Genomic DNA, 1009 nt, shown 5'->3' on the forward strand with positions numbered 1-1009 from the left:
GTCCTGCTGTCCTGACTGCGGCGGCGCGCTGTCGTACCTGGGCGAGGACGCAGCAGAACAGCTGGAACTGATGCGCAGCGCGTTCCGCGTTATCCGCACCGTGCGTGAAAAGCACGCCTGCAAAAAGTGCGACCGCATCGTGCAGGCCCCTGCGCCGTCGCGGCCCATCGAGCGCGGCATCGCGGGTCCGGGGCTGCTGGCGCGGGTGCTGACGTCAAAGTACGCGGAGCACACGCCGCTGAACCGGCAGTCAGAAATATACGAACGCCAGGGCGTGACGCTCAGCCGTTCGCTGCTGTCGGGCTGGGTTGACGCGTGCTGCCAGCTGCTGTCGCCGCTGGATGAAGCGCTGCAGCGCTATGTGCTCACTGATGGCAAGCTGCACGCGGATGACACGCCGGTTCCTGTGCTGCTGCCGGGCAACGGCAAAACCAAAACCGGGCGCCTGTGGACGTACGTGCGCGATGACCGTAACGCGGGCTCGGTGATGGCCCCGGCGGTGTGGTTCGCTTACTCGCCGGATCGCAAGGGTGTACACCCGCAGACGCACCTGGCTGGGTTCAGTGGCGTGCTGCAGGCGGACGCGTATGCCGGGTTCAACGAGCTGTACCGCGAGGGCCGTATAAAGGAAGCGGCGTGCTGGGCGCACGCGCGGCTCAAAATCCACGACGTGCACGTCCGGACGCCGTCTGACACCACGACGGAAGCACTGCACCGCATCGGCGAGCTGTACGGCATCGAAGCTGGCATCCGGGGTAAAAGCGCAGCGGAACGTCTGGCCATCCGGCAGGAAAAAGCGGCACCGCTACTGAACGCACTGGAGGGCTGGCTGCGTGAGAAGCAGAAAACGCTGTCACGGCACTCGGAGCTGTGGAAGGCGTTCGCGTACGCGCTCAACCAGTGGAAGGCACTGAAATACTACACGGGCGACGGCTGGGCAGAACCGGACAATAACATCGCGGAAAACGCGCTGCGGACGGTGAGCCTTGGCCGAAAATTATCTGTTCTT

1 protein-coding gene is annotated in these 1009 nt (G+C 64.5%); it reads left to right on the plus strand.

All coding sequences use genetic code 11. From position 1 onward, the window contains the following. Nucleotides 1-1009: IS66 family transposase (gene tnpC / locus PSSD_RS25965; protein WP_153011534.1), on the plus strand; the 1009-nt coding region annotated here is incomplete at both ends.

Source organism: Type-D symbiont of Plautia stali (genome assembly GCF_001485335.1).
Taxonomy (GTDB): Bacteria; Pseudomonadota; Gammaproteobacteria; order Enterobacterales; family Enterobacteriaceae; genus Pantoea; species Pantoea vagans_C.